This is a genomic window from Gordonia otitidis NBRC 100426, assembly GCF_000248075.1.
In the GTDB taxonomy this organism is placed as follows: domain Bacteria; phylum Actinomycetota; class Actinomycetes; order Mycobacteriales; family Mycobacteriaceae; genus Gordonia; species Gordonia otitidis.
In genome coordinates this window covers 23504-37056 of the sequence record NZ_BAFB01000190.1, presented here as the reverse complement: position 1 = coordinate 37056, position 13553 = coordinate 23504, and the positions used below count along the sequence as shown (strand labels likewise).

The following is a 13553-nucleotide window of genomic DNA, read 5'->3' as shown; positions in this document are numbered from 1 at the left end:
CCGGTGGGGAACTGCTCGCCGGGCACCGACAGACAGCCCTCCTCGTCGTCGTCGGGGTCTGGCATGGTCTCGGGGATCTCCGACGTCTCGAGGACGGGGTTGATCACTTCGCCCCGACGTCGCGCCGACGCCCGTCCCGCCTCGCCGTCGGGGCAGTCGTAGACGAACAATCGCTTGCCGACGCCGACCTGGTTGGCGGCCAGCCCGACGCCGTGGGCGGCGTCCATCGTCTCGTACATGTCGTCGAGAAGGGTGACGATCTCGTCTGAGGGGCGACCCTTGTCGTCGAGTTCGACCAACTCGGTGGGCCGGTGCAGTACCGGCTCGCCGACGATGCAGATCGGAAGCACAGGCATGAGAGAAAAGAGTACTGCGCGGTGTGAAGGCCGACGGCGCTGGCCCGTCACGGGCAAGCCGGAACCGGGCGAGTCACGCACGGTCGTCGGGTACCCGGCGTGGTTAGATGGTCCGTGAACCACATCGGTGTCATTCGATTGCGTCGCACGCACACGTCGCTCGCATTCGTGCCGCCGTCGGTGGTACGCCGATTGACCCGGTCGAGAAGTCGATTCGGGTAGGGCCGGAGGCGAGCGTGAGGGAGCAAGATGGACGGCGCAGCAGCGCGTAGTCAGAAGCACGGCGAACAACCCGAGAACGCACCCGAACCGACGCAGAACTCGGCCGGACATTCCGTCGATCCCCACGAGGTGGGTCCGGATGGCCTGTCGCGTCGCGAGCACGACATCCTGGCGTTCGAACGCCAGTGGTGGAAGTACGCGGGGGCCAAAGAAGAAGCGATCAAAGAGCTCTTCGGACTGTCGGCGACTCGGTACTACCAGGTGCTCAACGCGCTCGTCGACCGACCCGAATCGCTTGCCGCCGACCCGATGCTGGTGAAGCGTCTGCGCAGGCTGCGTGCATCGCGCCAGAAGGCGCGCGCCGCGCGGCGACTCGGCTTCGACATCACGTAGCGCTGAGCGCGGTTGCCCGCCGCGCGTGCGTTAAGGTCATCGGTGATGAATGCTGATCGCGAGCCCAATCGCCTTCCCCTGCGGGCTGGGGCAATGCTGCTCCTCGCGGTGGCTGTCGTGTTCGTCGGACTCGGTTGGCACTCGGCGGCGACGTCGGGTCAGAGCCCCGACGAGGGGCTCCGCGACGCCGAGGCCAGTGTCGCCACCACGTCGGCTCCTGCGACGTCGTCGGCCACGGCGTCGGCTGGCGATGCCCGACTGTGCGTGATCAACGCCGGCTCCATCTCGGGTCTGGCCTCCGAGGTCACCGACGAGCTGAAGGCGAAGGGGTTCACCACAGCGGACCCCGCCAACTACAACGGCGGCAGTTTCACAGAGAACACCATCCTCTACCGTGATTCGTCGCAGAAGGCGGAGGCACAGAAGGTGGCGACAGCACTCGGCTCAGACGCCAGCGTCGAGCAACGCCCCACGTCGTTCACCATGTGCCGCGATGGCATCGCGGTGGTGGTGGTCACCCGGTGAGTTCTCGCTGACAAGATTGTTCACCCCGACGGCCCAACCGATCACTAGGAGCGTTTCATGACCGGCAGTTCGACACTCGGCTCGAAGACCGTGCGCAGCGTGCTCGCGCTGGGTGCTGCGGGCGCCATCGCAGCGGCCCTCGCGGGCTGTACTCCCGACGAGCCACGGTCGGACACCCCTGGAACCACCCCCTCGGTGGTGACCGGTAACCAGGCGCCTCCGGGAAGCGTCGACGACGCCGACAACATCCCGAACTCGACGAAGGAGTCGGCCACCGCCGAACTCAAGGACACCAAGGGGCAGACCGTCGGAACCGCGACCTTCACGCCGAGTGGGTCGTCGCTGCGCGTCGACGTGCGGGTGACCGAGGGGATTCCGGCGGGCTTCCACGGGATGCACATCCACGAGAACGGCGTCTGCCAGGCGAGCGGTTCGACACCGTTCTCCTCGGCAGGCGGTCACCTGCAGGTCGACGGGCACACCGGTCACCCGTCGAGCGGCGACCTCGTCTCCATCAATGTGTTGGCCGACGGCACGGGCGAGACCGTGACCACGACCGACTCGGTGAATCTCAATCAGGTGGCGGGCAAGTCGATCATCATCCACGAGAAGGCCGACAACTTCGCCAACATCCCCACCAGGTATGCGCCGGCACCGGACGCCGAGACGATGAAGACCGGCGACGCGGGTTCGCGCCTGGCGTGCGGTGTCATCTCCGTCAAGGGCTGACGGAGGCAACGATCCCGCCGACAGGGTGTGGCAGCGTTCGGCGACCTGATCGCGTACGGAAGGCGTGAGCTGTGCCGAAGATCATCCCGATCGAATTCGCTGGGTCGCCCACACCGACGCTGGGGGTCGAATGGGAGTTCGCGCTCACCGACAAGGTGACCGGTGACCTGTCGAATTCGGCGGCCGAACTGTTCGGACGGGTCGCCGACCGCGCACCCGACCGTGCGGGCAAGGTTCACAAGGAACTGCTGCGCAACACCGTCGAACTGGTGACCGGTGTGTGCCGCACGACGGGCGAGGCGATCGACGACCTGTCGGCGACGCTCGATGCCGTCCGTGCGATCACCGACGACATCGGCGTCGACCTCTACGGAGCGGGAACGCACCCGTTCGCCGAATGGTCGACCCAACTGTTGACCGAGGGTCATCGGTACGCGGAACTGATCAACCGGACCCAGTGGTGGGGCAGACAGATGCTGATCTGGGGCGTCCACGTGCACGTCGGCATCGACCGGCGTGACAAGGTTCTGCCGATCCTCACCTCGTTGCTCAACTACTACCCGCACCTGCTGGCCCTCTCGTCGTCGTCGCCGATGTGGTCGGGTCAGGACACCGGTTATGCGAGTAATCGCGCCATGATGTTCCAACAGTTGCCGACGGCGGGGCTGCCGTTCCAGTTCCAGACGTGGCACGAATTCGAGGCGTTCGTCGCCGATCAGAAGACGACCGGGATCATCGACCACATCAACGAGATCCGCTGGGACATCCGGCCCTCGCCGCATCTGGGCACCATCGAGGTGCGGGTGTGCGACGGCATGACCAATCTCGTCGAACTCTCCGGTGTCGTCGCACTCATCCACTGTCTTGTCGTCGACCTCGACCGCCGACTCTCGGCGGGCGACGAACTTCCGCACATGGCGCCGTGGCTCGTGCAGGAGAACAAGTGGCGTGCTGCGCGTTACGGTCTCGACGCGATCGTCATCCTCGACTCCGACTGTGACGAACGACTTGTCACCGACGATCTCACCGTCCTACTCAAGCGTCTCGAACCCGTCGCCGAAGATCTCGGCTGCCTCGACGACCTCGCGCGCGTCGTCGACATCGTCGATCACGGGGCGAGCTACCAGCGCCAGCGCTCGGTACACGACCGCACCGGGGACATGCGTGCCGTGGTGGCCTCTGTGGTCGCCGAATTGGACTGATTTTTCCCGACGATTTCTGTTGCGGGAGATTCCGCAACGAAGCGGTTTGATCGCGTAATTGTCGTTGGGCTAGCGCTGTGGCGATTGTCTATTCGACAATTCGGGGTAGTTTGCCTGCACAATCAGATGTCCCCTCCATCTTCACTTTCTTGTCGAAGGACCCACTATGAATTCTGTCGTCGCCATGCCCAGCCCTGCACCGATCATCATCGATCACGCCGCACCGATCGTTGTGCCGGACTCGGTGAGTGATCTGACGCTTGTGGTGGCGTCCCCGGAGTTGATCCCCGGTCTGTGGGACGAGTACCTCGACGGTGCGCGGGCCGCGTACAGCGCGCGCGGCGTCGAGGAGGCCCTGCAGTACGAGGACATCCGCGACGGAACGGGCACCCGGGTGTTCTGTGCGGTGATCGACGCGGCCGATCGTGTGGTCGGTGGGTTGCGGGTTCAAGGCCCCTATACCCAGGCACGTGAATCCCACGCGGTCAGCGAGTGGGAAGGCCAGCGCGGCCAAGCAGAATTGATCGCGGCAATCGGTCGCAGAATCCCGAGCGGACTGATCGAAGTGAAATCTGCGTTCATCGACGCCGCGTCACACGATGCCGCGGCGGGCGCAGGCCTTCTCGCCAGGACACCGTTGATCCTCATGGCGGCGACCGGGACCACACACATGCTCGCAACCGCGGCAGACTACGTGCTCGCGCGCTGGGAGTCGGGTGGTGGTCGCGTCGATTCCGCGATCCCGTTCACCCCGTATCCGGACGACAGGTACCGCACGCAGGCGATGTTCTGGGATCAGCAGACTCTTGCCGGTTTCGCCGAACCCGAGGTGTGGGCAGCGATGTGTGCCGAGTTCGCGTCTGCCGGGGGCCTTGTCGAGCGCGAGTCGGCCGACGTTGCGTGAGGCGGGCACCCGGAAACCATCGACGGCCCTGCCCGCCGGTGGCCGGGTGCCAGTCGGTCGCGCTACGGGGTGGACTGTGCGCTACGGGGTGGACTGTTCGGAACCGTCGGCGCCGAACACCGCTGCAAAAACGTCCGGAGCGAGCTCGTTCCACTGGAACTCGCCGTACTCGCTGGGCAGCAGCAGCATGCTCTCGACGTCGATGACGTAACGCCCGGAGGCGACGCGCCCTCGTCCGCAGACGATGTTGCGGGCCGCTGCCGCGGCGAGCCCACCGGATATCGACGCAGTCGACCCCAGCTGCGGCCACGACGCGAGACTGCGACCGACCTGACTGGCCGAGAACGCCATGCGTGAGGTGAGGTTGTCACCGACGATCGACATCGCCATCTCGAGGCGCTGTGCGGGATCGGCGGCGTCGGCGGCAGTGAACTTCTCGCCCCGGCCGTGGAAGATCGGGTAGTCCGGCTCGAGGTCATATCGTTCGACGTCGAGCATGACGTTCTCGCCGATGTCCGTCACACTGACGACGGGAATGCGTGCTGCTCGTGCGCGTCTACGCATGTCGATCTTCATGGCGATGTCGTCGATCTCCTCGATGACCACCGAGACCGGACGACCGGACGAGATCCCGAGGAAGTCGTCGGCGACCTCGGTCGAATAGCCCTGTGGGTACCGTGACACCGACGAATACGGATCGCCCTCGAGGATGCGGCGCTCGGCGAGTTCGATCTTGGTCACCCCGACATCGCACACCGAACCGACCATGCGGTTCAGATTGGTGGGTGACATTCTGTCGGCATCGGCGATGTGGAAGTTGCGCACTCCGGTCACCGCGCAGGCGGTCAGGGCCGACGATCCGACGCTCAAACCGGCCACGGCGACAGTGGCGTCGCGCCACAGATTCTGTTCAGCCGTGGTCAGCAGGAACCTGTTTCGCGCCGTCTTCAACCGGTAGAACAACTCGGCGTCCGGCATACGTGCGACCGTGTTCCGCCATTCGAAGTGGACATACCGGGTGTGGGCGTCGACGACTGCCGGGTCGGAGAGATCGAGCCGAGGCGCGGGCGTGACGCCGGGCTCGACAGGCTCCAGGGCGTCGAGGGTACGCAGTTCCTCGCCCGCGTACGGCCACAGATCGACGAGCTGCATGGTCGGCCCGTCGGTGAGCTGGGCGATCCTCGCGGTGTCGTGGTAGGGGTGAAGGATCTCGACCATCTGCTCGTCTCTCTGGTGTTCGGCCGGTTTCTGTGCGTTACCCGGGGTGCTCAGTGGAAGAACTTCGTCGTGGAGCGCACCTGCATCAGCCGCTCCCGATGCGTCATGTGAGGTTTTACGGCCTGCTCGCCACGTGAAATCGGGCGCCGTGCTCACCACCGCCCGGTTCCTGCCGAGGTGTTTCGCGGCGTAGAGCAGCCGGTCAGCCGGTGCGACGAGGTGGTCGATGCCGTCGCGTGAGGCCAGGTCGTCGCGCTCGTCCGGGTTCTCGTGCGAGAAGGCGACCACACCTCCGATGCTGATGGTCACGCCGGCGCTCGCGTCAACGGTCAGACACAGGCGTGAGGCGATGTCACGGAGTTGTGCCTCGTCGTCGACGACCAGCAGGACGGTGAACTCTTCGCCGCCGGTGCGCGCGACCAGCGAGCCCCGTGGCACGTTGTTCTCCAGCAGCGACGTGACCTCGACGAGCACGGCGTCTCCTGCCGCATGGCCGTTTGCGTCGTTGATGAGCTTGAAGTTGTCGATGTCGATGACCAGCAGCGCCGTCCGTTTACCTGCCCGCTCAGCGTCACGGAACATCAGCGGCGCCCCGTCGAACAGGCCGCGCCGGTTGTAGGCCCCGGTCAGTGGATCTGTGACGATCAGGCGCGCCTGATCTGCCAAGAGCGTCGACAGTGTGCGCCGCAGCATCGTGACCATCACGGTGGGGACAAGGATGGACATCAACACGGCGCCCCCGCCCACCGCGAGAGCCGTGATCGAATGTGCCCTCGGTGCGACGACCGCAATGGCGAACACCGCAGCGGCGACGAGGAAGCTGAAGACGATGCGTTGCGGCGATGCCATCGCGGCGAGGGCCGGAATCGCTGCGAGGAGGACCACGACGGCGATCGCCGACGCGTCGTCGGCGACGACCGCCGCCGACGCCGCAACCCCGAGCATCCCGCCGAAACCGACTAGCGCGAACCAACGGTCGTCGAGCCTGCCGGCGCGTACCGTGACCACGATCGAGAAGAGTGTGTAGACGCCGACGAGCGCGAGGACCCAGTGCATTCCCGGGAAGATGAAGGTGTTCGAGGCCAGACCGAGTGCCAAAAGCGGGACGGCGCCGACCTGGCTGCACAGCATCGCGAGTGAACGTTGGTCAAAACGCTCAAACACAGGCGGGCTCCTGATCGTAGATGTCCCCCGACAATGCTCCAGGTAAATGTAACTGTTCACTGAACTCCGCGCGAGCCGCAAGTTCCGACGTCAATGCAGGCTGAACACGGTGTTTGCCGAAGAACGCCGGCGCATTCCTACCGCATCAGTCGATGTCGCCGCGATCCATTCTTTCCTTGGCGATCAACCCGTCCTGTGCGCGTTGTTCCTGATACACGAGGCGTCCGATCCGGTGTGCAATCACAGGTGCAGTGATGATGGCGAACAATCCGGCGAGAATCAGCATACCGACGTCGACATTCTTGCCGAGTTGGATGATCGCGCCGACGAGGATCTGCAACAACCCGAACGTCTGCGGTTTGGTAGCCGCGTGCATTCGGCTCAGGGTGTCGGGGAAGCGGAACACGCCAAGAGCCGCGGTGAAGGCCATCACCGAACCGACGATGAGGAACACCGAGCTCACGATGTCGACGATCATGATCGCGGCCCCCTCATGTCTGGTCGTCCCGGACACGGAATCGGGCGATCGCGATCGACCCGACGAAACTCAGCAACGAGAGCGCGACGATGCCCGGCACCACGGTCGTGTCACGGCTGTAGGCCGCCCAGGCCGCGAGACCGCACATCGCCAGCGCGATGAGCGTGTCGAGTGCAACCAGACGGTCGAGCGTTGTCGGGCCCATCAGCGCACGCGCCGCGGTGAGCACTGCCGCAATGAGCAGCAGCGCGGCGACGATTACCCAGACGACGCTCATCGCTTCTGCTCCGCGGTGATCGCCGCGCGTTCGGCGTTGCGCACGTGGTGGTAGTCGTCGTCGATGCCGTGGTACGGGCTCGGGTGCCATTCGCTGTCACGCTCGAACGCCTTGATGAACATGCGCTCGACGAACGCGACCTGCTTGTGGAAGGCGCGGACCTTCTTGTCGGACCGGACGTCGAAGACGTGCACGTAGATGAGTCGACGACGGTGATCGATCTCGAGCACCATCGTGCCGGGCACGAGATTGAGATAGTCGACGGCGAGCGTCAGGACCATGTCGGACTTGATCGCGACCCTGACGCGGATGACAGCACCGAGTGGCCGATAGCCAGGTCGGATCGCCGCCCAGGCCACCTGCGCGCTCGACACGAAGAAGTCGATGATCAGCCGGACGAGGAGCCAGAGGACCGAGACGGGGTGGATGCGGCCCTCGACGGGCACACGTGGCAGCGGCAGCAGGATCGAGATGGCAAGCGCGAGCACCACACCGCCGATGATGTTGGCCCATGACACCGTTCCCCACAGCAACACCCACACGAACGTCAGCCACGCGACCACCCACAGTCGGACGGCCAGTTCGCGGCCGTCGCCCGCGATACGCCCTGGGATTCGGACGTGTTCACGGATCCATACGAACACGCGGACGACGTTCCAGAAGATGAACAACAACGAGACGCGCCAGGCGTTGACGAGGAAGGATCGGACGGGCCCCTTCCCGGGTGCACGGACCGCACCGGCTCGGGTGTTCTGTGTGGCTGGATCGGGGTTGTCGTCGCTCATCAGTCGTCACTTCCCAGCACGCTCATGATGTAGTTACCGCGGTCGGTGATGTTGTCGGACGCACTGTCGGTGAAGCGCAGGATCGGCCCTGCCCAGAACGTGAGCACCAGGCCGGCGGCAACCATCAGCGCCGTCGGTATCACCATCGAGACCGGCATCCGGCCGACATCCTCGCGGTCGTCGAAGGAGATGTCCGAGCGCTCGTCTATGAGAGCAGACGGCGCGCTGTCGGCGAGTTCGCCCTCGGGTGCGTCGGCGCGGGGCCTCCAGAACGCCTTGGTCCACACACGGGCCATCACGTAGAGCGTCAGGAGACTGGTGATCACCGATCCCGCGACCAGGAGCCACGCGAGCACCGATCCGTCGCGGGTACCCGCTTCGAGCAAACCGACCTTGCCGATGAACCCGGAGAACGGTGGGATGCCACCCAGATTGAGTGCCGGGATCAGGAACAGGCCCGCGAGCAGCGGGCTGGCGATGAGCCCACCGAGGCGTCGCAACGACGCCGAACCCGCTTGTCGCTCGATGAGTCCGACCACGAGGAACAGCGTGGTCTGCACCAGGATGTGGTGCGCGACGTAGTAGATCGCCGCGGACAGACCGAGCTTCGACGACAGCGCGATGCCGAAGATCATGTAGCCGATGTGCGAGACGAGTGTGAACGACAACAGACGCTTGATGTCCGACTGGGCGATCGCACCGAAGATACCGATCAGCATCGTCAGCAACCCTGCGACCATGAGGACCGAATCCATCGAGCCGCCAGGGAAGAGCAGCGTGTGGATGCGCATGATCGCGTACACACCGACCTTGGTGAGCAACCCGGCGAACACTGCGGTGACCGGTGCAGGGGCGGTGGGATAGGAGTCGGGTAGCCACGACGAGAGCGGGAAGACCGCTGCCTTGATCCCGAAGGCGACGAGCAGCACCGCGTAGAGCGCGTTGCGGGTGCCGTCGGCGACGGAGTCGAGCCGCAGGGCCATCTCGGCCAGGTTCAGTGTGCCGGTCGTCGCGTACGCGAATGCGATGCCGGACAGAAAGACCAGCGACGACAGCATCGAGACCATGACGTACGACGCGCCGGCGCGTACCCGCTCGCCGCTCGCGCCCAGTGTCAGCAGCACGAAGCTCGCCGACAGCAGGATCTCGAACGACACGAACAGGTTGAACAGGTCGCCCGCGAGGAACGAGTTGCAGACGCCAGCGCAGAGGATGAGGTAGGTCGGCAGGAAGATCGACACCGGCTGCTGCGACGTTCCGTCGCGGATACCCTGACCGATCGCGTAGCTCACGACGCACAGCAGCACGACCGTCGACACGACGAGCATCAACGCTGCGAGCGGATCGACGACGAGCGTGATCCCGAGCGGACCGTTCGGATACCCCTTCGACCCCCAGCCGCCGATGTGCACTGAGAACGTCCCGTGCTCGTCGGTGAGGTAGAGCATCATGCCCGATGCCACGAGCGCGGTGCCGATCGCCACGAGCGCGACAGCACGCTGGAGGATCGGACTGCGTCCGGCGAGCAGCGAGATCGCGGCACCGAGCAGCGGTACGAGCGTCGGCAGGGTGATGAGTACGGGAATCCATGAGGGTTGGGGAGTCATCGATCATCCCCCTGCCCCGCCGGCGGGCCCGGCTCGTAGCGGCCCGCGTCAGGCGGGGGCTTACGCGGATCCGCGGTACCGGGGTAGGGCTTGTCGGGGTCCTGGAGGTCGTTGCCGAGCGTCCAGGTCATGTCGACGACCTCGGCGTCGGCCTCGGCGAGTGCTGCGTCGACCTCGTCCTCCTCGCGCGAGACCTCGTCGATGACGTCGTCGTCCTCCGGCATGAGGTCGGTTTCGATCTTGGCCCTGTGCAGCGCGGCGTACTCCTCCGGGGTGAGCGGGTTGCCCTCGTCGTCGAAGAGGTCGCCCAGCGGTGTGTCGGCACCCGTTTCGGGGTTGTCGCTGCGGTCGCGGTCAGGCGCGTCCTTCAGACTGGACTCGAGCACCTTGCGATCCTCGAGATCGTCTTCGACGTCGTCGTCGTCGCGGTTGAGCACGAAGAGCCGGTAGACCATCGCGAGGATGAACGCGCCGACACCCATCGTGATGACGATCGCCGTGAGCACCATCGCCTGCGCCAGCGGATCGGCGTCCTGGGTGCGGTGATCCGACGTCCTGCCCATGATGGGCGGGTTCCCGGGTGGTCCGGCGAGAGTGATGATCAGCAGGTTGATGGCGTTGCCCACCAGCAGCAGACCCAACAGCATGCGGATCAGGCTGCGCTCCATCAGGAGGTAGGAGCCGCAGGCGGCGAGGACCGCCACGATCGCCAGGAGTCCGAGGTTGACGCTCATCGTCGCGCCTCCTCGACGACCGGCAGGGTGGTGCCTGCCGGGATCGTGTTCTCGACGTCGAGTCGTGCGCCGAGACTGCGCAGGATGTCGAGGACGAGCCCGACCACGATCAGGTAGATGCCGAGGTCGAAGAAGAGTGCGGTCACGATCTTGACATCGCCGAGGAGCGGCAGGGTGACCTTGAGGACGGCCGACGACAGCGCCGGGGCGCCGAGCAGCATCGACGTCGCGGCAGTTCCCGCGGAGATGAGCAGTCCCGCGCCCAGGAACTTGCCGGGTTCGACGGGCAGGGCCTCGCCGAGTTCGTAACGTCCGCCGGCCAGGTAACGCAGCACAAGCGCCAAGCCCATGGTGAGACCGCCGGCGAATCCGCCGCCGGGTGCATTGTGGCCTGCGTAGAAGAAGTAGACCGACAGCACGACCATCGTCGGGAAGATCAGACGCGTCGTCGCCTCCAACACCATCGACCGGTTGCGCGGATCGCGGAACTCGCTGCCGCGAAGCCATGTGGTGCGGTCGGGCGGGATCGGATCGTCGTCCTCGTCGCCGTGTCCGTTGGCGAGCAGGCGCGCGGCGTCGGAGACACGGGGGGCCGCGCCGAATCGGCGGTTGCGGAACACCATCGACGCGACGCCCGTCGCAGCGACGATGAGAACACTCACCTCGCCCATCGTGTCCCAGGCGCGGATGTCGACGAGCAGCACGTTGACCGCGTTCGCGCCGTGACCCCACTTGTAGGCGGCCTCGGGGATGTCGATCGACACCGGCTGGGAGTTGCGCGCGGCCGCGGCGAACAGGCCGATCACGACCAGGCTCACGCCGACGGCCGCGCCGATCAGTGCGCGCAATGCCTTGAATCCCGTCGCGTGCCGGGGTTCGGGTTCGGCGGGGAGCTTGCGCAGGACGAGCACGAAGATGACCAGGGTGAGCGTCTCCACCAGGAACTGGGTGAGCGCGAGGTCGGGAGCTCCGTACAGCGCGAACAACACGCCGCAGCCGTAGCCGGTCACGCCGACGATGAGTGTCGCGGCGAGTCGGTTACGCAGGATGACCGCTGCGACAGCGGCGGCGACCATGATGCCGCCGATGACCAGTTCGACTGCGGAGTCGAATCCGCGAACCGAGAGTCGATCGCGGGAACCGAGGAACAACACGGTGATGGGCAGGATGATCGCGGTGCACATGATCACGCCCTGCGTGATCGGCAGCGAGCCTCGCTGGGTGTTTCGGGTCAGCGTCAGCGACAGCGTGTCGGCGGCGCGCAGCGTCGCGTCGTAGATGCGGTCGGCGTTGAGGAGTGGGCGATAGCGGAACAGGAGATCGCGCAGTCGTCTGATGAGCAGGAACAGTGCGGCGCCACCGACGATCACGATGATCGAGAAGACCACCGGCAGACCGAAGCCGTGCCACATGCCGAGGTGTTCGATCTCGTGACCGTACGACAGCAGGCTCTCCGCGTACGGCTCGAAGACCTCGCCTATCAGCGGGCTCAGGAAAGCGGTCACGACGCCGAGTGCGGCGAGGATGGCAGGTGGGGTCTGGAAGGCGACCGACGGTGGATGCATCTGCGCGACGACACGACTCGGGAACTGCCGTACCTTTCGACCGAATGCTCCCCACAGGAAGCGCGTCGTGTACGCCATCGTGATGATCGAGCCTGCCACCAGCACGTAGTCGACGGTCTCGGCCTGCCAGTGTTGCATCGAACCGGTGTCCCAGACCGACGCGAATGCCGTCTCCTTGCCGACGAAACCCATGGTGAACGGCAGACCGGCCATGCTCGCACCCGCGACGGCTGCGATGGCCGCGAGCCAGGGGAGACGATGACCGAGTCTTGCCAGTTTGCGGATGTCGCGTGTGCCGGTCGAGTGGTCGATGACGCCGACGACCATGAACAGCGCAGCCTTGAACATCGCGTGTGCGACGAGCATCGCCAGCGCCGCCATCGCCACGTTGGCGTCGCCCATGCCGAACAAGACCGCGAGAAAGCCCAGCTGGGAGACGGTACCGAACGCGAGAATGAGCTTGAGGTCGAGTTCGCGCAGCGAACGCCAGCCACCGAGCACCATGGTGAAACAGCCAAGGCCGATGGTCATGACCTGCCAACTGGTGAGGCCCGAGAAGCCGGGCGCGAGGCGACCGATCAGGTAGATGCCCGCCTTCACCATCGCGGCTGCGTGCAGGTATGCGCTGACGGGTGTGGGCGCCGCCATCGCGCCCGGCAGCCAGAAGTGGAACGGCACGATCGCCGACTTGCTGATGGCGCCGATCAGTACCAGCACGATCGCGACGTCGACGAAGACGCCGCTCGACGGCGGGTGCGCCACGAGGTCGGAGAGCAGATAGGAACCGGTCCGTTCGCCGAGCATGATGATGCCGACGAGCATTGCCAGTCCGCCCGCGGTGGTCACCAGCAGCGCCTGCGTCGCCGACCGCCGCGAGGTGGCGCGGACGTGATAGAAGCCGACGAGCATGAACGACAACACCGTGGTGAGCTCCCAGAAGATGTAGAGCATCAGCATGTTGTCGCTGGCCACGAGCCCGAACATGGCTGCGGCGAACGCGATCATCTCGCCGCCGAAGATGGCGACGCGGGGACGGGCGTCGTCGAAGTAGTTGGCGCAGTAGCACAGCACGAGCGCGCCGACACCGAGGATCAGTACCGACATGATCGCCGTGAGGGTGTCGAACCGCATGACGAAGTCCATGCTCAGCGTCGGTGCCCAGGAGACGGTCTCCACGCGGGGAGCGTGGTGGGCCTGGGGCCAGTTGAGGAGAACCCAGACGAGGGCGCCGAGCGGAGCGAGCGCGAGGACGTAGAACCCCTTGGTGCCGAGCGTACGGACGATGGCAGGTGCGATGAGCGCACACACGGCCAACGCGGCCAACACTGAGATCAAAGGGCACTCCGTCTTTCGTCGATTGGCGGGGTGTCACGGAGCAACTGCCCGCTTGTTTA

Annotated in this window: 13 protein-coding genes; 5 read left to right on the top strand and 8 right to left on the bottom strand. The window is 65.5% G+C overall.

Features of this window, described 5'->3' with window-relative positions; translation table 11 throughout:
• Positions 1-356 (bottom strand): peptide deformylase (locus GOOTI_RS18755; RefSeq protein WP_007240193.1); only part of this gene is annotated, 356 nt, incomplete at its 3' end.
• A 249-nt stretch (positions 357-605) separates the two neighbouring features.
• On the opposite strand from GOOTI_RS18755, the gene napA reads away from it, so the two are divergent.
• The 5 genes from napA (at position 606) to GOOTI_RS18730 (ending at position 4331) form a co-directional block, all read left to right on the top strand.
• Positions 606-971, top strand: a complete 366-nt coding sequence (napA, locus tag GOOTI_RS18750) for a nucleoid-associated protein NapA (RefSeq protein WP_007240192.1) — start codon at positions 606-608, stop codon at positions 969-971.
• A gap of 45 nt (positions 972-1016) precedes the next feature.
• Entirely contained in the window at positions 1017-1496 is a 480-nt protein-coding gene (locus GOOTI_RS18745) for a LytR C-terminal domain-containing protein (protein ID WP_039994339.1), read from the top strand.
• A gap of 57 nt (positions 1497-1553) precedes the next feature.
• The gene (gene sodC, locus GOOTI_RS18740) at positions 1554-2225 is read left to right on the top strand and encodes a superoxide dismutase[Cu-Zn] (RefSeq protein WP_007240190.1); all 672 of its coding nucleotides are present in this window, start codon (positions 1554-1556) and stop codon (positions 2223-2225) included.
• 80 nt (positions 2226-2305) lie between these two features.
• Positions 2306-3427 (top strand): glutamate--cysteine ligase, encoded by a 1122-nt coding sequence (locus GOOTI_RS18735; protein WP_039994347.1) that lies wholly within the window; start codon positions 2306-2308, stop codon positions 3425-3427.
• A gap of 166 nt (positions 3428-3593) precedes the next feature.
• A complete protein-coding gene (locus GOOTI_RS18730) occupies positions 3594-4331 on the top strand; it encodes a hypothetical protein (protein ID WP_007240188.1) in 738 nt (245 codons plus the stop codon).
• An 81-nt stretch (positions 4332-4412) separates the two neighbouring features.
• Here GOOTI_RS18730 and GOOTI_RS25295 read toward each other — a convergent pair whose 3' ends face one another.
• The 7 genes from GOOTI_RS25295 to GOOTI_RS18690 all read right to left on the bottom strand — a co-directional run bounded on the left by GOOTI_RS25295 (position 4413) and on the right by GOOTI_RS18690 (position 13494).
• Complete coding sequence (locus tag GOOTI_RS25295) at positions 4413-6713, bottom strand: diguanylate cyclase (RefSeq protein ID WP_007240187.1); 2301 nt, start codon at positions 6711-6713, stop codon at positions 4413-4415.
• A 145-nt stretch (positions 6714-6858) separates the two neighbouring features.
• A complete protein-coding gene (gene mnhG / locus GOOTI_RS18715; protein ID WP_007240186.1) occupies positions 6859-7191 on the bottom strand; it encodes a monovalent cation/H(+) antiporter subunit G in 333 nt (110 codons plus the stop codon).
• A 13-nt stretch (positions 7192-7204) separates the two neighbouring features.
• Entirely contained in the window at positions 7205-7468 is a 264-nt protein-coding gene (locus GOOTI_RS18710) for a monovalent cation/H+ antiporter complex subunit F (RefSeq protein ID WP_007240185.1), read from the bottom strand.
• Positions 7465-8253, bottom strand: a complete 789-nt coding sequence (locus GOOTI_RS18705) for a Na+/H+ antiporter subunit E (protein ID WP_039994338.1) — start codon at positions 8251-8253, stop codon at positions 7465-7467. The genes GOOTI_RS18710 and GOOTI_RS18705 overlap by 4 nt, the downstream gene beginning before the upstream one ends.
• A complete protein-coding gene (locus tag GOOTI_RS18700; protein WP_007240183.1) occupies positions 8253-9860 on the bottom strand; it encodes a Na+/H+ antiporter subunit D in 1608 nt (535 codons plus the stop codon). The genes GOOTI_RS18705 and GOOTI_RS18700 overlap by 1 nt, the downstream gene beginning before the upstream one ends.
• Positions 9857-10594, bottom strand: a complete 738-nt coding sequence (locus tag GOOTI_RS18695; protein ID WP_007240182.1) for a Na(+)/H(+) antiporter subunit C — start codon at positions 10592-10594, stop codon at positions 9857-9859. The genes GOOTI_RS18700 and GOOTI_RS18695 overlap by 4 nt, the downstream gene beginning before the upstream one ends.
• On the bottom strand, positions 10591-13494 hold the full coding sequence (locus tag GOOTI_RS18690) for a Na+/H+ antiporter subunit A (protein WP_007240181.1): 2904 nt from the start codon (positions 13492-13494) through the stop codon (positions 10591-10593). The genes GOOTI_RS18695 and GOOTI_RS18690 overlap by 4 nt, the downstream gene beginning before the upstream one ends.
• Positions 13495-13553 lie beyond the last annotated feature (59 nt).

Excerpts from the sequence above, each read along its gene's own strand:
- GOOTI_RS18705 (WP_039994338.1), bottom strand. The coding sequence starts at position 8,253 with ATGAGCGACGACAACCCCGATCCAGCCACACAGAACACCCGAGCCGGT.
- GOOTI_RS18710 (WP_007240185.1), bottom strand. The coding sequence starts at position 7,468 with ATGAGCGTCGTCTGGGTAATCGTCGCCGCGCTGCTGCTCATTGCGGCA.
- sodC (WP_007240190.1), top strand. The coding sequence starts at position 1,554 with ATGACCGGCAGTTCGACACTCGGCTCGAAGACCGTGCGCAGCGTGCTC.
- GOOTI_RS18695 (WP_007240182.1), bottom strand. The coding sequence starts at position 10,594 with ATGAGCGTCAACCTCGGACTCCTGGCGATCGTGGCGGTCCTCGCCGCC.
- mnhG (WP_007240186.1), bottom strand. The coding sequence starts at position 7,191 with ATGATCGTCGACATCGTGAGCTCGGTGTTCCTCATCGTCGGTTCGGTG.
- napA (WP_007240192.1), top strand. The coding sequence starts at position 606 with ATGGACGGCGCAGCAGCGCGTAGTCAGAAGCACGGCGAACAACCCGAG.
- GOOTI_RS18700 (WP_007240183.1), bottom strand. The coding sequence starts at position 9,860 with ATGACTCCCCAACCCTCATGGATTCCCGTACTCATCACCCTGCCGACG.
- GOOTI_RS18730 (WP_007240188.1), top strand. The coding sequence starts at position 3,594 with ATGAATTCTGTCGTCGCCATGCCCAGCCCTGCACCGATCATCATCGAT.
- GOOTI_RS18745 (WP_039994339.1), top strand. The coding sequence starts at position 1,017 with ATGAATGCTGATCGCGAGCCCAATCGCCTTCCCCTGCGGGCTGGGGCA.